At 69.6% G+C, this 18,236-nt stretch carries 18 protein-coding genes and 1 pseudogene; 11 read left to right on the top strand and 8 right to left on the bottom strand.

Translation table 11 applies throughout. The features are described 5' to 3' along the window. The 4 genes from ABD844_RS31030 to ABD844_RS31015 form a co-directional block, all read left to right on the top strand. Positions 1–888 (top strand): glycoside hydrolase family 18 protein (locus ABD844_RS31030; RefSeq protein WP_344886101.1); only part of this gene is annotated, 888 nt, incomplete at its 5' end. 49 nt (positions 889–937) lie between these two features. Next, positions 938–2,053, top strand: a complete 1,116-nt coding sequence (locus ABD844_RS31025; RefSeq protein ID WP_344886098.1) for a sensor histidine kinase — start codon at positions 938–940, stop codon at positions 2,051–2,053. Next, a complete protein-coding gene (locus tag ABD844_RS31020) occupies positions 2,050–3,159 on the top strand; it encodes a sensor histidine kinase (protein ID WP_344886095.1) in 1,110 nt (369 codons plus the stop codon). The genes ABD844_RS31025 and ABD844_RS31020 overlap by 4 nt, the downstream gene beginning before the upstream one ends. Then, positions 3,156–3,755: a response regulator transcription factor gene (locus ABD844_RS31015; RefSeq protein WP_344886091.1), complete on the top strand. Its 600-nt coding sequence runs from the start codon at positions 3,156–3,158 to the stop codon at positions 3,753–3,755. Before ABD844_RS31020 ends, ABD844_RS31015 begins: the two co-directional genes overlap by 4 nt. Before the next feature lie 27 nt (positions 3,756–3,782). Here the strand turns inward: ABD844_RS31015 and ABD844_RS31010 are convergent, their stop codons facing one another. From ABD844_RS31010 to ABD844_RS31000, 3 genes are all read right to left on the bottom strand, one after another. Then, complete coding sequence (locus tag ABD844_RS31010; protein WP_344886088.1) at positions 3,783–4,469, bottom strand: DUF6879 family protein; 687 nt, start codon at positions 4,467–4,469, stop codon at positions 3,783–3,785. An 89-nt stretch (positions 4,470–4,558) separates the two neighbouring features. Continuing rightward, positions 4,559–5,074: a DUF1707 domain-containing protein gene (locus ABD844_RS31005; protein ID WP_344886085.1), complete on the bottom strand. Its 516-nt coding sequence runs from the start codon at positions 5,072–5,074 to the stop codon at positions 4,559–4,561. Between the two features lie 34 nt (positions 5,075–5,108). Continuing rightward, positions 5,109–5,834 carry a PadR family transcriptional regulator gene (locus ABD844_RS31000; protein WP_344886082.1) on the bottom strand — a complete coding sequence of 242 codons (726 nt, stop codon included), beginning with the start codon at positions 5,832–5,834 and terminating at the stop codon, positions 5,109–5,111. A gap of 288 nt (positions 5,835–6,122) precedes the next feature. Here ABD844_RS31000 and ABD844_RS30995 point away from each other — a divergent pair, with 288 nt between their 5' ends. After that, entirely contained in the window at positions 6,123–6,851 is a 729-nt protein-coding gene (locus tag ABD844_RS30995; protein WP_344886079.1) for a metal-dependent hydrolase, read from the top strand. 143 nt (positions 6,852–6,994) lie between these two features. After that, positions 6,995–9,745, top strand: a complete 2,751-nt coding sequence (gene acnA, locus ABD844_RS30990) for an aconitate hydratase AcnA (RefSeq protein WP_344886076.1) — start codon at positions 6,995–6,997, stop codon at positions 9,743–9,745. 531 nt (positions 9,746–10,276) lie between these two features. On the opposite strand, the gene ABD844_RS30985 is transcribed toward acnA, so the two are convergent. Together ABD844_RS30985 and ABD844_RS30980 are read right to left on the bottom strand one after the other, a co-directional pair. After that, entirely contained in the window at positions 10,277–10,609 is a 333-nt protein-coding gene (locus ABD844_RS30985; RefSeq protein ID WP_344886073.1) for a type II toxin-antitoxin system PemK/MazF family toxin, read from the bottom strand. Then, complete coding sequence (locus ABD844_RS30980; protein ID WP_344886070.1) at positions 10,606–10,821, bottom strand: hypothetical protein; 216 nt, start codon at positions 10,819–10,821, stop codon at positions 10,606–10,608. Before ABD844_RS30980 ends, ABD844_RS30985 begins: the two co-directional genes overlap by 4 nt. Before the next feature lie 229 nt (positions 10,822–11,050). Here ABD844_RS30980 and ABD844_RS30975 point away from each other — a divergent pair, with 229 nt between their 5' ends. Together ABD844_RS30975 and ABD844_RS30970 are read left to right on the top strand one after the other, a co-directional pair. Further along, the gene (locus ABD844_RS30975; RefSeq protein ID WP_344886067.1) at positions 11,051–11,755 is read left to right on the top strand and encodes a sulfite exporter TauE/SafE family protein; all 705 of its coding nucleotides are present in this window, start codon (positions 11,051–11,053) and stop codon (positions 11,753–11,755) included. 334 nt (positions 11,756–12,089) lie between these two features. Further along, the gene (locus tag ABD844_RS30970) at positions 12,090–12,236 is read left to right on the top strand and encodes a hypothetical protein (RefSeq protein ID WP_344886110.1); all 147 of its coding nucleotides are present in this window, start codon (positions 12,090–12,092) and stop codon (positions 12,234–12,236) included. A gap of 211 nt (positions 12,237–12,447) precedes the next feature. Here ABD844_RS30970 and ABD844_RS30965 read toward each other — a convergent pair. The 3 genes and pseudogenes from ABD844_RS30965 to ABD844_RS30955 form a co-directional block, all read right to left on the bottom strand. After that, positions 12,448–12,507, bottom strand: a pseudogene (locus ABD844_RS30965) (hypothetical protein); the annotation flags it as partial. Positions 12,508–12,735: 228 nt separating this feature from the next. After that, positions 12,736–13,566, bottom strand: coding sequence for a maleylpyruvate isomerase family mycothiol-dependent enzyme (locus ABD844_RS30960; protein ID WP_344886064.1), 831 nt, complete (start codon positions 13,564–13,566; stop codon positions 12,736–12,738). Positions 13,567–13,805: 239 nt separating this feature from the next. Next, complete coding sequence (locus ABD844_RS30955; RefSeq protein WP_344886061.1) at positions 13,806–14,666, bottom strand: phosphotransferase; 861 nt, start codon at positions 14,664–14,666, stop codon at positions 13,806–13,808. A gap of 311 nt (positions 14,667–14,977) precedes the next feature. Between ABD844_RS30955 and ABD844_RS30950 the strand changes: the two genes are divergently transcribed. Genes ABD844_RS30950 through ABD844_RS30940 form a run of 3 tightly spaced genes read left to right on the top strand, consistent with a single transcriptional unit; the run spans position 14,978 to position 18,225 of the window. Continuing rightward, positions 14,978–16,096, top strand: coding sequence for a sugar ABC transporter substrate-binding protein (locus tag ABD844_RS30950; RefSeq protein ID WP_344886058.1), 1,119 nt, complete (start codon positions 14,978–14,980; stop codon positions 16,094–16,096). Positions 16,097–16,153: 57 nt separating this feature from the next. Next, complete coding sequence (locus tag ABD844_RS30945; protein ID WP_344886055.1) at positions 16,154–16,918, top strand: ATP-binding cassette domain-containing protein; 765 nt, start codon at positions 16,154–16,156, stop codon at positions 16,916–16,918. A 20-nt stretch (positions 16,919–16,938) separates the two neighbouring features. Next, complete coding sequence (locus tag ABD844_RS30940) at positions 16,939–18,225, top strand: sugar ABC transporter permease (protein WP_344886052.1); 1,287 nt, start codon at positions 16,939–16,941, stop codon at positions 18,223–18,225. Positions 18,226–18,236: the final 11 nt, after the last annotated feature.

Raw genomic sequence — 18,236 nt, 5'->3', positions numbered from 1 at the left:
GCGTTCGTGGGGTTCGTGGACACCGCTCGCGACCCCGGCCACGACCTGGCCGCCGAGTCCCGCCGCACCGGCATCCGCCGCTACGCCCTCGGCCACCTCGTCGCGGACGGCGACGGCTGCGCGCCCAAGTGGGCGGGCCTCAAGGGCAGGGACGCGGCCGAGCTGGGCGGGGACGCGGCCGAGCCGGACAACGACACGGCCGAGCCGGACGGGGACGCGGCGGACGTCCGATCCGCCCGCCCGCTGGCCGAGCGGATCGAGCGGCTCAGAGCGGCGGGCGGTGACGTGGTCCCCGTACTCGGCGGCTCCGGCGGCAAGGAACTGGCCGCCACCTGCACCCGGTCCGGCGCTCTGACCGACGCCTACCGGCGGGTGGCCGACGCGTTCGACGCCCCCGCCGTCGACTTCGAGGTCCGCGACGGCGGCGAGCGCGCCACCGTGCTGCGCAGGGCGCGGGCGATCGGCGCCCTGCAGAACGAGCGCGACCTGCGGGTCAGCGTCACGCTGCCGCTGCGGCGCGACGGCCTGGCACCCGGCGACGTCACGATGTTGCGCCTCACCCGCGAGGCCGGCGCGGAGATCGCCACCGTCAACCTGCTGGCCCCCATCGAGCCTCGCGGCACCGAGGGCGGGCGGCTGGGGCAGGTGGCGATCGCCGTGCAGGCGGCCGTCGAGCAGCTCGCGCGGGCCCATGACCTGAAGGACCCCGGGCAGGCGTGGCGGCACGTCGCGCTGACCCCGGTGCTGGCGGGGGAGCGCGACCTGAGCGAGCTGGACGCCCGCAAGCTGACCGCGTACGCCGACCGCCACGGGCTGGCCTGGCTGTCACTGCGCGGAGTCATGCCGAAGCCGGACGTGTCATACATTCTTTGGCGTACTCCGGCCTGAAGATAGGATTCCGCTGACGGGGGAGCGTCGAGTCGGCGGGGAGGGCGTGATGGCGGCGCGTTCCGATTCCGCGAGAAATCTGCTGATCTACTGGATGGACGCCACGATCTGCCTCTTGCTCGTCGTGTCGGTGATCTTCACGGTCGGGGAGGCGCTGGCGGGCAGGATCTCGATCGTCAGGGCGGCGGGCGTCATCGTCCTGTCGATCGCCTTCTACGGGCTCGTCCCGTTGCTGCTGCGCGCGGGCTTCGACCGCGGTTCGGGGCTGGGCTGGCGGCTGGTGCTCGGCGGGATGCTCTCGGCGGCGTTGCTCGTGTTCGCGCCCATCGGCATGGATACGCGAAGCATGTGGATGGACTCCACGGCGCTGTGGCTGTCGATGGCCGCCCTCCACCTCAGGCCGCGGGCGACGCTCGCGGTGGGCGCGGGCACGGTCCTCCTGGTGAGCGCCTACGTGGTGTACAGGACCGGCAACTCCTGGCCGGGCGTGCTGCTCGGCCAGGCGGCCATGAGCGCGGTCGTGGTCGGGGCCATGCTGCTGTGGCGCTGGCTCTGGTGGGTGATCAGAGACGCACACAGGAGCAGGGAGGCCAGGGCCCGGCTCGCGGTCGCGGAGGAGCGGCTGCGCTTCGCACGTGACCTGCACGACCTGCTCGGGCACAGCCTGTCGGTCATCACGCTGAAGAGCGAGCTGGCCGCCAAGCTGGCGACCAAGGACGCGGGCCGGGCGGCGGCCGAGATGTCCGCCGTACGCGAGCTGGCCGGGGAGTCGCTGGCCGAGGTGCAGCAGGCGGTGCACGGCTACCAGGCCCTCGACCTGGACGAGGAGCTGGCAGGGGTGCGCGCGGCGCTGGCGGCGGCGGGCGCGCACTGCGTGGTCGAGGCCAGCACCGGCGACCTGTCGCCGGCCGCCAGGACGTTGCTGGCCTGGGCGGTGCGCGAGGGCGGCACGAACATCCTCAAGCACAGCGCGGCCACGCGCTGCGCGATCACGATCGACGCGGGGGTGCTGGAGATGGTCAACGACGGGGTGGACGGCACGGCGGCGACGCCCGGCAACGGCCTGCGCGGCCTGTCGGAGCGGCTGGTCACGGCGGGTGGCTCGTTCTCCGCCGGGCCCACGGGGGGCGGGGAGTTCCGGCTGCGGGCGGTGGTGCCGGGGTGAGGGCGTTCGAGCGGATCAGGAACGCGCCGAGGCTGACGAAGGTCCAGTGGCTGATCATCTACTGCACCGACGCCCTGCTGGTGTTCCCCCTTTTCGGCTACTACGACTTCTCCCTGCGCTTGCAGGCGGGCGTGGCGTGGCCGATCATCGCGGCCGGGGTCGTCCTGCTGCTGGTCTTCAACGTGCTGAGCTTCCGGCCGTTCCGGGTCGCGGTGCGCGGGGGCCGGCCGCCGACGGCGGTCCTGACGGTGACCGGGGTGATCGCGCTGGCGCTGGCCATGGTCGGACAGGTGTGGTCGGTGCCCACCTGGCTGGGGCTGCTGACCCCGTTCGTCCGCAGACGTACGATCATCGCCGCGTCGGCCGCCACGATCGTGGCCTTCAACCTGTACATCACGGTGCTGGGCGGCTATATGGTCTGGCTGATGGTCCTGGTCCAGACCGGGTTCACGGTGATCAGCGTCGGCGTGGTGTGGGCCAACCTGAAGCTGTGGCACCTGACCGTGGAGGCCCACGACGGGCAGGAGGCGATGGCCAGGCTGGCCGTCTCGGAAGAGCGGCTGCGCTTCGCCCGCGACCTCAACGACCTGCTCGGGCAGAGCCTCACCGACGTGGCGGCCAGGACGGCGCAGGCCGAGCGGATGCTGGAGCGCGACCGGGAGGCCGCGGCGGCCGAGATGTTCGAGGTGCGCGACCTGGCCAGGCGGTCGCTGCGCGAGGTGCGCACCGTCGTGCAGAACTACCGGGCCGTCGACCTCGACGAGGTGCTGGCCAGCGTGCGCGCGGTCCTGGAGGCCGCCGACGTACGCTGCGTCGTGCACGCCGACACCGGCGCGCTGGCTCCTGAGACCCGCACGCTGCTGGCCATCGTCGTACGCGAGGGCGCGACGAACGTCCTCAAGCACAGCAAGGCCGAACGCTGCACGATCACGATCGAGGATGGGGTGCTGGAGATGTCCAACGACGGGGTGAGCGGCCCGGTGGGCGAGCACGCGCCCAACGGCCTGGCCGGGCTGGCCCAGCGGGTGCGCGCGGTGGGCGGCACCCTGGAGGCCCAACCGGCCCAGGGCGGTCGCTACCTGCTGCGGGCGGCGGTGCCGGCATGACCACCCGCGTGCTGCTGGCCGACGACGAGCACCTGATCCGCGGCGCCATCGCGGCCCTGCTCGACCTTGAGGAGGGCATCGAGGTCGTCGCCCAGGTCGGCCGGGGCGACGAGGTCGTGGCGGCGGTCGCCGCGCACCGGCCCGACGTGGCCGTGCTCGACATCGAGATGCCCGGCATGGACGGGCTCAGCGCGGCCGAGCAGATCAGCTCCCAGTGCAAGATCGTCATCCTGACGAGCCTGGGCCGTCCCGGCTACCTGCGCCGGGCCATGGCGGCGGGCGTCAGCGGCTTCCTCGGCAAGGACGCCTCGGCCGAGGAGCTGGCGATGGCCATCCGCAAGGTCCAGTCGGGCGGGCGCTACCTCGACGCCGAGCTGGCCGCCGCCGCGATGGCCGCGGGTGACAGCCCGCTGACCGAGCGCGAGCGCGACGCCCTGCGCCTGGCGGGCGACGGCGCCACGATCTCCAGGATCGCCGCCGAGCTGCACCTGACCGAGGGCACCGTACGCAACTACCTGTCCAGCGCCATGACCAAGCTGAGCGCCCAGAACCGCCTGGAGGCCATCCGCACGGCCCAGCGCATGGGCTGGCTGTGACGGACGACCAGACGGCGCGCCGTACGGTCAGACCCTGAACTCCTCGGTGCGGTGCCCGTAGCGGGGCACGGCGGCCCGCATCTCGTCGGTGACCACGGGCGGGGGCAGCGGCACGATCTCCCGCGCGTGGAAGTCGCGCACGTCCTCGCCCTCCTCGAACAATCCCTGGACGGCTCGCAGGCACGGGGTGACGACCGCGGGGTCGGTGATCCGCCGACCGCCCCGGCCCCCGCCGTACTCGTCGTAGAGCACCTCGTACATCAGGGAGGGAGAGAAGATCACCAGCTCGGGCACGGGGTCCAGGGCTGCCACGCGGGCCCCCGGCACCACCCGGCACGGGGAGCCCGCCGCCGCACGCAGCGCGAGCACGTGCATCTCCCACTGCAGGTACGCGGTGACCGGCAACTCGACCACCCGCACCCGTCTGACCGGCTGGCGGCGCAGGAAATAGTCGGCCAGCGGCCCGGCCACGCGCTCGATCAGGGCCAGGGAACGCTCCCAGTCGCCGTCCATCATGGCCCGCCAGCTCGCCACGTCGGGCTCGTAGAAGTCCTGCGCGCGTTCGAGCTTCCACATCGGCTCGACGCAGGCCGCGTGGTCACGGTCGAAACCGGCCTGGTACTCCGGCACGTCCAGGACGAGGCCGCCGGCGTCGGCGACGGCGACGGCGACGAACGGATTCGTGAGACGGACCGGAGTGCCCTGCTCGGTCATGCGGCTTTCCCCTTCGCTCTGAAGACCCGCCCCAGATCATCAGTGGCGCCCCTGACCCGGTCAAGGCCCAAAACGATCTGGGCGGGCCGTCAGCCGCGGTAGTGGAAACGCCGGTGCGCGAGGCTGAACAGCATGGCCCCCAGCCACACCACGAACAGCACCTTGAAGATCCCGAAACCGCCGATGATCAGCCCCAGCATCATGAGCACGAACAACATCGGCAGGAACGGGTGCGGCCCCCGGTGCCGGTGCCGCATCTGCCCGCGCCGGGCGGCCCACGCGGCGCGGTGCATCTCCCGCTGCGCGTCCCGCATGGCCTGTATCTGGTGCTGCTGGGCGTGCATGTGGGCGTGCACGGTCGCCCGCCAGTCGCCCGCCCCGTAGGGGGAGACGGGCTCCTGGTAGGCGGGCCGCTGCCCCGGGAGGTCGGCCGTCACCTGCGCGAGGTCACGGACCGTCTTGGCGGCCAGTGTCTGGTCGAGTCGCTCGTCGAGCTCCTCGTGGGTCAGGCGGCCCTGCGCGAAGTGCTCGCGCAGGTCGGCCATCGTCTGCTCGCGCTCGGCATCGCCGATGCGGAGTTCGCTGCGGAGTTCGTTGCGGTCCACGCCTGGATTCCTCGCTCTCCCCGAACGTCGGGTATCACTCCTCGCCCGGGTCGCCGTCGGCCAGGATCTGGTAGAGCTTGCGCCGGGTCTCAACCAGAGTCTTACGCGCTTCGCGGATTTGTGCGTCGTTTCCGGTCTGAAGAACCTGCATCATGGCGAATGCCGACTGCCGGGCGATATGCCAAAGATCAGCGGTGTTGTCGTCGATGTCTGGGCGCATCTCGTCCCACGGGGCGCGGACTTCATCGGCGTGCGCCTCGATGTAGTTGCGGCCCTCATCGGTGAGGCGGAAGGTCTTGCGACCCTCGTTCTCCTCCGGGATCACCAGGCCCTCGTCGGTGAGCTGCTGCAACGCCGGGTAGACGGCGCCGGGGCTGGGCTTCCAGCCGCCCTCGCTGCGCTCGGCGATCTCCTGGATGACCTGGTAGCCGTTGCGCGGCTCCTCGGCGAGCAGGGCCAGGATCGCGGCGCGTACGTCGCCCCGCTTGGCCTTGCGGCCCCGGCCGCCCCAGCCTCGGTGGCCGCCCCACGGCCCGCCCGGGCCGCCCCAGGGGCCGCCGCGCCCGAAGTCGAACGGGAACGGGCCGGGCCCGCCCCTCCCGCCGCGCCGGCGGTGCTCTTCTGGGCCGCCCCTGCGACCGCCCCGGTGGCCGCCGATCTGCTCGAAGGCGTCGGCCATCGCGTGGAACGCCTCGCGGGCCGCCCGCTTGTAGTCGTGTGCGCCGGGCCAGGGGCCGCTCGCCGCCATGTTGTGAGTCATCTTTCCCCCTATATCGTGATCTATTCTCGATGCGTCAACGATATATCGATAGTATGTCGTCAGCAAGCCCCGCGGAGGAGTGAGCCAGATCACGAAAAAGTTGCGGAATCCGGGAACAGGATCGGGGAGGGCGTCGTTATTCACGTCGGACGAGGTCGTTCCGCGTCGGCAGGGCTGGGGGGTGCTGTCGCCGCGGAGGCGGCCTCGTCTGCGTTTGCGGGCACTTCCCGGGGAAGGCTCCGGCACGCCTCGGCGCGTAAAGAACTTCTTTGCCGTACAGTCCCGATCATGATGGGGCACACGCACGCGATGACGGGGGCCATCGCCTGGCTGGGGCTGGCGCCTCCCCTCGCCGCCCTCCCGCTGCTGAACGAGTCCTCCCGCTACATCGACACCGGGATCATGGCCAATGCGCTCACCCCCGCGGAGCTGATCGCCGGCGCGATCCTCTGCGCGGGCGCCGCCATGCTGCCCGACCTCGACCACCCCAGCGCGACGATCGCGCAGACGTTCGGGCCGATCACGTGGGCGCTCAGCAAGGCCGTCTCCTGGCTTGCCGGCGGGCACCGCGGCGCGACGCACTCGTTGGTGTTCGCCGTGGCGCTCGGGTTAGGTGCGCACTGGCTGGCCGACACCTATCCGATCGGGCGCGACGTCATGGTGGTGCTGCTCATCGGGCTCGCCCTGCGCGCCATCGGCGTCGGCATCCCGGGCAACAAGATCGGATCCGCGCTGATCAACGTGGGTCTCACCGCCGGACTCTACGCCGTCTTCCTCTCCCTCGGCGTGGGCTACGCCTGGCTGGGGCTCGCGGTGGCGATCGGCTGCTTCATCCATGTCGTCGGCGACTGCATGACCGAGCGGGGCTGCCCGGTGTTGTGGCCGCTGAGGGCCAAGTTCGTGCTGCCGTGGAAGATCGGCATCAAGACGGGCAGGAAGTTCGAGCAGAAGATCCTGGCCCCGGCGCTGTCGGTGGCGATCGTCGGGCTGCTGTTCTGGCGGCTGGCGCCGGTTTAACTTGATGTCGAGATATCCTAGAGATATCTTGACGTCGAGACATCCGCCGCGGCCTGCGAGTTAGGGTTGCCTTACGTGCTCCCCAGTCGCGCGATGCGGCAGGATTCTGTCTGAACACCTGTCTATGGAGGAGGCGAATCACCGTGTCCGCGAACAGCTTCGGCAGCCGTGACACGCTACGCGTCGGCGACGCGTCATATGAGATCTTCCGGCTGGATGCCGTCGAGGGCGCCGCACGTCTCCCGTACAGCCTGAAAATCCTGCTGGAAAACCTCCTCCGCACCGAGGACGGCGCGAACATCACCGCCGACCACATCCGGGCGCTGGGCGGCTGGGACCCGGCCGCGACGCCGAGCGTGGAGATCCAGTTCACCCCCGCCCGCGTCATCATGCAGGACTTCACCGGCGTGCCCTGCGTCGTCGACCTGGCCACGATGCGCGAGGCCGTACGCGACCTCGGCGGCGACGCCTCCCGCATCAACCCGCTCGCGCCCGCCGAGATGGTCATCGACCACTCGGTCATCGTCGACTACTTCGGCCACCCCGACGCCTTCCAGCGCAACGTCGAGCGCGAGTACGAGCGCAACCGCGAGCGCTACCAGTTCCTGCGCTGGGGCCAGACGGCCTTCGACGAGTTCAAGGTCGTGCCCCCCGGCACCGGCATCGTCCACCAGGTCAACATCGAGCACCTGGCCCGCGTGGTGATGACGCGCGACGGGAAGGCCTACCCCGACACCTGCGTCGGCACCGACTCCCACACCACGATGGAGAACGGCATCGGCGTGCTGGGCTGGGGCGTCGGCGGCATCGAGGCCGAGGCCGCGATGCTCGGCCAGCCGATCTCCATGCTCATCCCGCGCGTGGTCGGCTTCAAGCTCAGCGGCAAGCTGCCCGCCGGTGCCACCGCCACCGACCTGGTGCTGACCATCACCGAGATCCTGCGCAAGCACGGCGTGGTCGGCAAGTTCGTGGAGTTCTACGGCGAGGGCGTCACGTCCGTGCCGCTGGCCGACCGGGCCACGATCGGCAACATGAGCCCCGAGTTCGGCTCCACCTGCGCGATCTTCCCCATCGACGGCCAGACCATCGGCTACCTGCGCCTGACCGGCCGCTCCGAGGAGCAGATCGCCCTCGTCGAGGCGTACGCCAAGGCCCAGGGCCTGTGGCTCGACCCGGCCGCGCCCGAGCCGGTGTTCTCCGAATACATCGAGCTCGACCTGGCCACCGTCGTCCCGTCGATCGCCGGCCCCAAGCGCCCGCAGGACCGCATCGCCCTGTCGGCCGCCAAGACCACCTGGCGCCACGACGTGCAGAACTACGTGACCGACAGCGTCGACGAGGCCGTCGAGGAGACCTTCCCCGCCTCCGACGCGCCCGCCTCCAACGCCCGCGCCAACGGCGCCCGGCCGCACAAGCCGGTGCCCGTCACGCTGGCCGACGGCACCTCGTTCGAGATCGACCACGGCATCGTCTCCATCGCCGCGATCACCTCGTGCACCAACACCTCCAACCCGTACGTCATGCTCGGCGCGGCCCTGCTGGCCCGCAACGCCGTCGAGAAGGGCTTGACCCGCAAGCCGTGGGTCAAGACCTCGCTGGCCCCCGGCTCGCAGGTGGTCACCGGCTACTTCGAGCGCTCCGGCCTCCAGCCCTACCTCGACAAGATCGGCTTCAACCTCGTCGGCTACGGCTGCACCACCTGCATCGGCAACTCGGGCCCGCTGCTGCCGGAGATCTCCGACGCCATCCAGGCCAACGACCTGGCCGTCACCGCCGTGCTGTCCGGCAACCGCAACTTCGAGGGCCGCATCAACCCCGACGTCAAGATGAACTACCTGGCCTCGCCGCCGCTCGTGGTGGCCTACGCGCTGGCCGGGACCTTGGACCTCGACCTCGACACCGAGCCGCTCGGCGTGGGCGCCGACGGCGAGCCGGTCTACCTGCGCGACATCTGGCCGTCGCCCGAGGAGATCTCGGCGGTGGTCAACTCCTCGATCGGCCGCGACATGTTCGAGCGCGACTACGCCGACGTGTTCAAGGGCGACGACCACTGGCGCTCGCTGCCGATCCCGACCGGCGACACGTTCGAGTGGGACCCGTCCTCGACCTACGTGCGCAAGGCTCCCTACTTCGACGGCATGCCGTCCAAGCCCGAGCCGGTCACCGACATCACCGGGGCCCGCGTGCTGGTCAAGGTCGGCGACTCGGTCACCACCGACCACATCTCGCCGGCCGGCTCCATCAAGACCGGCACCCCGGCCGCGCAATACCTGCAGGCCAACGGCGTCGAGGTGAAAGACTTCAACTCCTACGGCTCCCGGCGCGGCAACCACGAGGTGATGATCCGGGGCACGTTCGCCAACATCCGCCTGCGCAACCAGATCGCGCCGGGCACCGAGGGCGGCTACACCCGCGACTTCACCCAGCCCGACGGTCCGGTGTCGTTCATCTACGACGCCTCGGTCAACTACGCCGCCGCCGGTACGCCCCTCGTGGTGCTGTCCGGCAAGGAATACGGCTCGGGCTCCTCGCGCGACTGGGCGGCCAAGGGCACGGCGCTGCTGGGCGTGCGCGCGGTCATCGCCGAGTCGTACGAGCGCATCCACCGCTCCAACCTGATCGGCATGGGCGTGCTGCCGCTGCAGTTCCCCGAGGGCGCCACGGCGGAGTCGCTGGGGCTGACGGGCGAGGAGACGTTCGACATCACGGGCGTCGAAGAGCTCAACAGCGGCGGCATCCCGCGCACGGTGCGCGTGAAGGCCACGGCGCCGTCCTCGTCCGGTGACGGGGTCGAGTTCGACGCGGTGGTCCGCATCGACACGCCGGGCGAGGCCGACTACTACCGGCACGGGGGCATCATGCAGTACGTGCTCCGCTCCCTGCTCGCCAAGTGAGGCCCGCCAGGTGAGGCTCGCTTTGTGAGGCTTGATTAGCGAGTCAGAGCTTCCCGCGCTCCCGCCCGGTCAAGAGCCGAGACGGGGGCCGGGGAACCCTTGGCCGTAGGGCCGGGGGTTGGGCGCGATCCTCACGCGCCCAAATCGGGGGAACCACCCGACACCCATGAGAGCCGCCCTGCGGGACACCCCCCGCGGGGCGGCTCTTGTCATGCGGTGACGGCGGGTTCCCAGGTCACCTTTGCGATGGGGACCGACCAGAGGTCTTCAGGCGGTGGGCCGATCCAGACATTTCACGACCGTCCGAGGGTGCCTCTGGTTCTGCGGGATCCCACCCGAACTGATCGGCCCCTCCGGCGTGCTACCAGCCCGGGCCACCGACTGGGCGGTGGCGTGAGGAGAGAGGCGGGTGGCCAGCGTGGTAAGGGTGAGGTTGAGGGGCGAGAGTGGCACGCTGGGCAGCCTGGAGGCACCCGACTGTGGCAGGATGAGGAGAGCCACCCGGCGAACTCTTATTTCGCCGGGCGGCGCTCAGATCATCCGCTTCAGCACGGTGACTGCTTCTGCCACCACCTCCTCCGGCACGCTGCCGACGAAGAAGTCGAACCGGTCGGGGGAGATGGCCCTGACCTGCTCCACCATCGCCCAACTCGTCTTGGCCAGGCCGGTGCTGTCGCGCCCGAGGCGGATGTGGGTGACGTATCCGCGATCGCGCGTGGTCAGCGGCACGGCCAGGACGAGATCAAGGCGTGACTGGTTGAGATTGTCGTTGCTGACGATCAGAGCCGGGCGGTCGAAACCCTGCTCACGACCAGTCGGTCGGCCGAACCGGGTGAACCAGATGTCACCTTGCGCTAGCTTCACTGTCTCTCCTCGGGAAATACGATCAGGCCCTCCCATTCGGGCGCGACCTGGCGGGCGCGGGGGCGAGGGCCCAGCACGAGCTCGCGCTCGGCGAGATAGTCGGCCCAAGCTTGCGGGTCTTCGCGCTGGGTCCGCTCGATCTGCTCGTTGACGGTCTCCCAGAACTGCTTCTGCTCGTAATTGGTGATGGCGTCGTTGAGTACCTCGGTCATGTTTCGGCCCTCCTGTCGTGCGATGCGGGCTAGGCGGTCTCGGGTGGTGACGCTGACGCGTATCGTTGTCGCCGCTTTTGACTTCATGTTCATACTCCAGAGGCTACGTCCGCGTCGTCGACGACTCTACCGTGCGGCGGTCACTCTCGCAGATATTGCGGCAACAGAGAGTAAAGATGATTGACTCTCGTGCATGACTAATGCGGTGTTGGTGGTTCTTATAGGTGGTTTGGCGGTTTTGGTGGGGTCGATCGTCCAGGGGGCCGTGGGTTTCGGGCTCGGCCTGGTCGCGGCCCCCATGCTCACCCTGCTGGCGCCCGACCTCATGCCCGGCGCCATCCAGGTCGTCAACCTGACCCTTCCGTTGTTCACGCTGGCCGTCGAATGGCGGAAGGTGGACTGGCGCGGGGTGGGGTTCGCGATCCTCGGCAGGTTGCCCGGTAGTGCCTTAGGCGCAGTCATTATTGTCTACGTTTCCGTATACACCCGAGGCATCCTGGTGGCGGTCATGGTGCTGGTGGCCGTGGCGCTGACCGCCAGGGCGCTGAGCGTGCCGCGCAACAGCTACACGATCACTTCGGCGGGCTTCGTGTCAGGTGTCACCGGCACCGCCACCGGCATCGGCGGCCCGCCCATCGCGCTCGTCTACCAGGACGCCAAGGGCCCGCAGATCAGGGCCACGCTGGCGATGTTCTTCTTCCTGAGCGCCGCGCAGTCGCTGGCCATCCTCGCGTTCGTGGACGAACTGCCCGCCCAGGCGCTGCTCACCGGGGGTGTGCTGATCGTGCCCATGGTGCTGGGGTTCCTGGTGTCGGGGCCGCTGCGGCGTCATCTCGACGGGGGCAGGGTACGGGTGGCGGTCCTGGTCGTGGCGGCGGCCTCGGCCGTGGGACTGATCGCGCAGAACGTCGTCACGCAGCTCTGGGGATCCTGACCCGGGGTCCGGCCTCTTCCGCTCCGCCCGACGAGGTGGACCCTGAGCTCCGCCCGATGAGGTGGACCCTGACGGGAGGCTCGTTGTTCCGCCCGTGGGGTGGGCCGTTCCACCCCATGGGCGGGCTGGTGCATGAGCGGCGCTCACGCTGGGGAGGCGGTCACAGATCGTGGCGGGCGGCCCAGGCGGTGATCGCTTTGGCGATGGCCTGGGGCTGGTCCTCGGGGCGTGGTGGCCGGACGGGCCGCAGTGCTCCGTCTCCAGGGTGGCGATGTCGGCGGTGCACCACTCGATCATCCGGTCGTTGATGAGGAGGGTCGGGGAGGAGTCGAAGGTGAGCAGGAGCTTGGGCGCCTCGGTGCTGGCGGCCAGCCACCGGTCGTACTCCTCGACGCGTTCGGCGACGTCGGCGGGCTCGCCGTCGAGGGGCAGCGAGCGGGCCCACTCCAGGATGGGGCGGCGGCTTTCCGGAGTGGGGTAGGGCTCCAGGTAGGCCCGCAGCTCCTGTTCGTCCGCGGGTTGAGCACGCCGCCGGTGAATGCCGACCGTACGAAGAAGTCCTGGTCGAGGACCAGGCTCGCGCCCTGCGGCCCGCGTATGGCCTCGGCGCGCGAGCGCGGCCCCTCGCCCAGTTCGCTCCAGGAGATCGGGCGGACGATCGTCTCGAAGAAGGCGACGCCCCGGACGCGGTCGGGATGGCGGGCGGCCCAGTCGAAGGCCAGCGCCCCGCCCCAGTCGTGACCGACCAGCACCACCTGGTCCAGGCCCAGCTCGTCGAACCAGGCGTCCAGGTAACGGGCGTGACAGTGACCGCGGGCTCGTGACTGTGACCCCGACCATGACCCCGACCATGACCCCGACCATGACCCCGACCATGACCGCGACTGTGGCTGTGCCTGTGTCTGACCTCTGATGGCGCGCACGTGCCGGGGTTCAGGAAACGTCGGCGAAGGTTCCCCGGCGAAGGTTCCCGGCGCCGGTCAGGCGACGACCGCGAGGAGAGCTGTCATGGCGGCGGTGAGCTCGGGGTCGCCGCTCGTCCGGGAGCGGTCGCGGGCCTGTTCGACGGTGATGCCCCGGGTGGCGAGCCGCCAGAAGGTGTCCTGGTCCATCGTGACGCGGGCCTCCGGCTCGGGCCCCGGTGCCGCCATGTGCCACCGGCCCTCCTGCCGGGCCGCGCTCCACCGTCCGCCCGCGGCCCCGAGCACCTCCAACTCGGCCACCGTCCCCTCAGGCCGGTCGTGCCCCCGCAGGCTCTGCGGGAGAGCACGCGCGAAAAGGTCCAGCACCGGGGCCAGGAGCGCGGGCTCGGTGGCCCCCGGCCGGGCGACGGCGTCGCGGACCTGCTGCTGGTGCACCCAGAACTCGGTGTATTCGCGCCCGATGTCCAGCCAGGCGGGGCTGGCGACGTCGGTGGCGGCCCACGACACGTTCAGGTCGGCGGGCGCCTCCAGCTCACGGGAGGCCCAGAGGGCGTCGAGCCGATGCCCCAAGTGCTCAAGCAGCTCGATGAGCAGCTCAGGGCTGATCTGGCGGGTCGCCTGGACGAACTCGCCGTTGACCCGTGTCAGGTAGCCGGGCAGCGTCTCGCCCTCGGCGAAGCGCGCGCCCGCATGCCCGTCACGGCCTCCCGAGATGCGCCGCAGGTAGTCATTGAGGACATGGCCGACGACGTCGTGGACGTCCCATCCCGGGCAGACCGTCGGCTTGGCCCAGTCTTGCGGGCTCAGGTCGCGCAGCAGTGCGAGCAGGGCACGCCGCTCGACAGGGAAGAGCGGGCGCACGTCGATCGGCGTACCGAAGATCGTCATGCGGCTCAATCCTAGCGCGGACGGCTAATGACCTCGGAGGGTGATGAAGCACCCGCACGACAGCCGCGACAGTGAGGCTGTGAACGACAGATGGCCGTTGGGAGCGATAGGTGGCCACGATGAGCGAGGCCATCGCCCAGTCACTGCGACCCCCAGCTATAGGTGGCGCGCATGGGGTTGCAACGGCGACAGTATCGTCGCTTGGTTCCTTGCCGCTTTCACGTGACCTTCGGTGATTTCTACGGACCATCCAGTCGCCTGGTGACCGTGTCGAGTGTCGGCCAAGGAGGACCCTTGCGCAGCGAGCGCAAGAATTCCTCTCCGAATCGCCGCCCGTTCGGAAGCTGGTCGCCAGGTTCCCAGCGCCAGGCTGCGACCATCGCGAGAACGAGCTGCCGGCACTCGTCCAGCAGTCCTTGGTCAACGTTCGGATAGTGCTCGCAGACCGCCTCGGGGACATGGGCGAGATCGAACTCGACGGGTCCACGGCAGCATGTCTCAAGGTCGATGAACAGCGGGCCGTCCTTCGTGCCGAGCACATTGCCTGGATGCGGCTCGCCGTGCAGCAGCTGCTCTACGGCGCCGCGGTCCTCGATCGCCCGTCGCAGGCTTCCCAGTCTGCTGCTGAGGAACGTGCGGTCCGCGTCGGCCAGCTCTGGCGAGAGATGCGGGTTGGCAACGACGTCTTCCGCCTCCGCGATTCGATCCGTGAACCGCGGGCTCGGCACGTCAACCTTGCGCATGCCGTCGTGCAGTTGCTCCAGCGCCTTGGCGTAGTCGACTGGTGAGGTGTGAGGTGTCACGGGTTCGTAGTAGGTCCACAGCGTCACTCTGAAGCCATCGCGCGTGTACACAAGTGGGTCCGCCCGAGGGTCCAAGAGGCCCGTCGGGCATCCGACCTGGGCGAGCCGTTGAGCGAGCTCGACTTCAAACTGTGCAGCCTCATGTCGCACGGGGGCGACCCGGGCAAGGACATCGCACGGCGTCAGCCGCAGCGCCAGCCTGTTCGAGTTGTGGAGAACGATTGCGTCGTTGGTCGGCAGGTTGAGCGATGCGGCGACCGAAGTCGCAGCCGCGATCGCGCGCGTGATGTCGGTCATCTCCACCCCTCGAATCTTGGCATGGATGACCGAGGACGGTGCCAACCGGCCTGGCCAGGTGCCAACTGTCGTGGCTCGGCACAGCGGGTGACCAACTACCGCTCTCAGGGTGGCCAACTACTGCTCACACTGGCCATCTACCGCTCACACGCTCAGACAGGAAGAGTCGGGAGCGTTGAGCCGACGTTTCTGGATTGTTACCGGAAACAACAAACTAGCCCCCGCCACCCCCTTCCAAAGTGCTCCATCCCGAAATACGTTGCCGCAAACAACATTCATCCGGGCCCCTCCGGAAGAAAGGACCCTGCACCATGCGCAAGGGGATCCTCAGCATGACCGCCGCGGCAGCCGCGCTCGCCCTCGGTCTCACCGCCTGCGGGGGCGACAGCGGTCAGACCACGACCTCGACCTCGACCGCCTCCGGCTCGGCCGCCCCGGCCAAGGTGGGCAAGGTCGGCGTCATCCTGCCGGACAGCAAGTCCTCCGCCCGGTGGGAGACGGCGGACCGCAAGTACCTCCAAGAGGCGTTCGACGCCGCCGGCGTCCAGTACGACATCCAGAACGCCCAGAACGACAAGACGGCGTTCCAGACCATCGCCGACCAGATGATCACCAACGGCGCGACAGTCCTGATGATCGTGAACCTGGACAGCGGCACCGGCAAGACGGTGATCGACAAGGCCAGGTCGCAGGGCGTGGCCACGATCGACTACGACCGGCTCACGCTCGGCGGCGGCGCCGAGTACTACGTCAGCTTCGACAACACCAAGGTCGGCACCCTCCAGGGCGAGGGGCTGAGCAAGTGCCTGACCGACAAGAAGGCCGACAAGCCGATCGTGGCCTACCTGAACGGGTCGCCGACGGACAACAACGCCACCCTGTTCAAGAACGGCTACGACGGCGTGCTGAAGCCCAAGTTCGACGCGGGCGAGTATGTCAAGGGCCCCGACCAGGCCGTGCCCGAATGGGACAACACCCAGGCCGGCACGATCTTCGAGCAGATGCTGACCCAGCAGCCGAAGATCGCCGGCGTGCTGGCCGCCAACGACGGTCTCGGCAACGCCGCCATCACCGTGCTGAAGAAGAACAACCTCAACGGCAAGGTCCCGGTCACCGGCCAGGACGCCACCGTCCAGGGGTTGCAGAACATCCTGGCGGGCGACCAGTGCATGACCGTCTACAAGGCCGTCAAGAAGGAGGCCGACGCCGCCGCGGCTCTCGCGGTCGCGCTGGCCAAGGGCGAGAAGCCGGCCGCGAGCAGCAGCGTCAAGGACCCCGAGACCGGCCGCGACGTGCCCGCCGAGCTGATGGAGCCGCAGGCCATCTACTTCGACAACGTCAAGGACGTGGTGGCCGACGGTTACGTCACGAAGGAGGACCTGTGCACAGGTGACTTCGCCGAGAAGTGCACCGAGGCAGGAATTCAGTAACTCTGCGGGGTACGGCCCGCGTCACGAGCGCGGCCGTGCCCCTCACTAGGGAGCCACATGACCCCCCTCCTTGAAGTGCGCGGGATCGACAAGAGCTTCGGTCCGGTGAAGGTGCTGCACAAGGTGGAGCTCTCGGCCTACGCAGGCGAGGTCACCGCCCTGGTCGGAGACAACGGCGCGGGCAAGTCCACGCTGGTCAAGTGCATCGGCGGCATCTATCCGATCGACGCGGGCCAGCTCCTCTTCGACGGCCGCGACGTCCACGTGCACAGCCCCCGCGACGCGGGTGAGCTGGGCATCGAGATCGTCTACCAGGACCTCGCCCTGTGCGACAACCTCGACATCGTCCAGAACATGTTCCTCGGCAGGGAGCGCAGGAACGGCCTGCTGCTCGACGAGGACACCATGGAGGAGCTGGCCGAGAAGACACTCAGCGGCCTGTCCGTCCGTACGGTGAAGTCCATCAGGCAGCAGGTCTCCAGCCTGTCCGGAGGGCAGCGGCAGACCGTGGCCATCGCCAAGGCCGTGCTGTGGAACAGCAAGGTCGTCATCCTCGACGAGCCGACCGCGGCGCTGGGCGTGGCCCAGACGGCGCAGGTGCTTGAGCTGGTGCGCCGGTTGGCCGACACCGGCCTGGCCGTGGTGCTCATCTCGCACAACATGAACGACGTGTTCGCCGTCTCCGACCGGATCGCGGCGCTCTACCTCGGCAGGATGGCCGCCCAGGTCAGGACCTCCGACGTGACGCACGCGCAGGTGGTCGAACTGATCACGTCCGGCCGCAGCGGCGAACTGGGCCTCAGGAACGGGGTCACCTCATGAACAGCCCCACGAACAGCCCGATGAACAGCCCCGTGAACAGCTCCATGAACAAGGTCAAGGAACTCCCCGGCGAGGCCATCGTCGCGGCGGCGCAGGCCCCGTCGATCAAGAACAGCTTCCTCGCGTACGTCCAGCGGGTGCGCGGCGGCGACATGGGCGCCCTGCCCGCCGTGCTGGGCCTGGTCGTGCTCTGCGTGGTGTTCGCCGCCGCCCGCCCCTCGTTCGTCACCGCCATCAACTTCGCCAACCTGTTCACGCAGGGCGCGGCGATCACGCTCATCGCCATGGGCCTGGTGTTCGTGCTGCTGCTCGGCGAGATCGACCTGTCGGCGGGGTTCGCCAGCGGGGTCTGCGCGGCGGTCCTCGCCGTCACGCTGACCGGCGCCGGCCTGCCCTGGTACGTGTGCGTGCCGGCCGCCGTGCTGACCGGTGTGATCATCGGCACCGTGCTGGGGACGCTGGTGGCCAAGGTCGGCATACCGTCGTTCGTGGTCACGCTGGCCGCCTTCCTCGCCTTCCAGGGCCTGGTGCTGGTGCTGGTCGACGAGGGCACGAACATCTCCATCCGCGACAGCGTGGTCGTCGCCATCGCCAACAGGAACCTGGCGCCCTGGCTCGGCTGGGTGCTCTACGCGGTCTGCGTAGGGGTGTTCGCCGGCGTGCAGCTCCGGCGGGCCGGCAACCGCGCCAGACGCGGCCTGGTCGCCGACCCGCTCTCGCTGATCGCGTTCCGGGTCGGCCTGCTGGCGCTGTTCGCCGGGCTCGCGGTCTTCGCGCTCAACCTCGAACGCAGCCGCAACCCCGCGCTCGTCTCGCTGACCGGCGTGCCGATCGTGGTGCCGCTCATCCTGGCGCTGCTCATCGCCTGGACGCTGGTGCTGCGCAGGACCGCGTTCGGACGTCACCTGTACGCGGTCGGTGGCAACACCGAGGCCGCCCGGCGAGCCGGCATCCCGGTGGACCGGATCAAGATCAGCGCGTTCGTGATCTGCTCCGCGATGGCCGCCGTCGGCGGGATCGTGGCCGCGTCGAGGGCCAGCTCCGTCGACCCGAACACGGGCGGCTCCTCCGTCCTGCTGTACGCGGTCGGCGCGGCCGTGATCGGCGGCACCAGCCTCTTCGGCGGCAAGGGCAGGGTGCTCGACGCCGTGCTCGGCGGCGCCGTGGTGGCCGTGATCGAGAACGGCATGGGTCTGATGGGGTACGGTTCGAGCGTGAAATACCTGGTCACAGGGTCTGTACTGCTGCTGGCCGCAGGCGTCGACGCGCTGGCGCGCAAGCGGGCGGCTGCCGCTGGTCTAAGGTGAGCAGCGACTCA

The sequence above is a fragment of the Nonomuraea antimicrobica genome, assembly GCF_039536965.1.
GTDB classification, from domain to species: domain Bacteria; phylum Actinomycetota; class Actinomycetes; order Streptosporangiales; family Streptosporangiaceae; genus Nonomuraea; species Nonomuraea antimicrobica.
This window is presented reverse-complemented; position numbering and strand designations above follow the sequence as displayed.

Excerpts from the sequence above, each read along its gene's own strand:
- ABD844_RS31025 (WP_344886098.1), top strand. The coding sequence starts at position 938 with ATGGCGGCGCGTTCCGATTCCGCGAGAAATCTGCTGATCTACTGGATG.
- ABD844_RS31015 (WP_344886091.1), top strand. The coding sequence starts at position 3,156 with ATGACCACCCGCGTGCTGCTGGCCGACGACGAGCACCTGATCCGCGGC.
- ABD844_RS31010 (WP_344886088.1), bottom strand. The coding sequence starts at position 4,469 with ATGACCGAGCAGGGCACTCCGGTCCGTCTCACGAATCCGTTCGTCGCC.
- ABD844_RS31000 (WP_344886082.1), bottom strand. The coding sequence starts at position 5,834 with ATGACTCACAACATGGCGGCGAGCGGCCCCTGGCCCGGCGCACACGAC.
- ABD844_RS30995 (WP_344886079.1), top strand. The coding sequence starts at position 6,123 with ATGATGGGGCACACGCACGCGATGACGGGGGCCATCGCCTGGCTGGGG.
- ABD844_RS30980 (WP_344886070.1), bottom strand. The coding sequence starts at position 10,821 with ATGACCGAGGTACTCAACGACGCCATCACCAATTACGAGCAGAAGCAG.
- ABD844_RS30960 (WP_344886064.1), bottom strand. The coding sequence starts at position 13,566 with ATGACGATCTTCGGTACGCCGATCGACGTGCGCCCGCTCTTCCCTGTC.
- ABD844_RS30955 (WP_344886061.1), bottom strand. The coding sequence starts at position 14,666 with ATGACCGACATCACGCGCGCGATCGCGGCTGCGACTTCGGTCGCCGCA.
- ABD844_RS30950 (WP_344886058.1), top strand. The coding sequence starts at position 14,978 with ATGCGCAAGGGGATCCTCAGCATGACCGCCGCGGCAGCCGCGCTCGCC.
- ABD844_RS30945 (WP_344886055.1), top strand. The coding sequence starts at position 16,154 with ATGACCCCCCTCCTTGAAGTGCGCGGGATCGACAAGAGCTTCGGTCCG.
- ABD844_RS30940 (WP_344886052.1), top strand. The coding sequence starts at position 16,939 with ATGAACAGCCCCGTGAACAGCTCCATGAACAAGGTCAAGGAACTCCCC.